Origin of the sequence: Tessaracoccus sp. O5.2 (assembly GCF_964266725.1) — a bacterium.
Classification (GTDB): Bacteria; Actinomycetota; Actinomycetes; order Propionibacteriales; family Propionibacteriaceae; genus Arachnia; species Arachnia lapidicapta.
Genome location: NZ_CAXWGV010000042.1, coordinates 1 through 348 on the forward strand (window position 1 = coordinate 1; position 348 = coordinate 348).

1 pseudogene is annotated in these 348 nt (G+C 66.7%); it reads right to left on the reverse strand.

Features of this window, described 5'->3' with window-relative positions:
- Window positions 1-49: 49 nt before the first annotated feature.
- Window positions 50-348, reverse strand: a pseudogene (locus ACFQPD_RS11060) (hypothetical protein); the annotation flags it as partial.

The window sequence follows — 348 nt, forward strand, 5'->3', positions numbered from 1 at the left end:
TGCACGGCGAACTCGGCATGCGCACCCCGATCGAGATCGAGGACGCGTACTACGCTGACCTCGAATCAGGCCTCCCGGCGACCGCCGGACAGGGAAACCGATAGGAACGAAACCCAGGCCGATTCAAACAGCCGAGCCGACGGACGGTGTCGCTCCACGGACTGTCGGCAGCCATCGCGGCGATGCGTTCATCGAGACGATCACGGCGGGCCGTGATCGTGATCACACTGTCGTAGGCTTCGTCGAACGCGGCCTGAACCAGGGGCGAGTCGAAGCGCTGCCGCTTGAGCCAGGCGTCGTGGGCGCCGACCCAGGCCTGCCCGCCCGAGTAGACGATCCCGTGGCGCA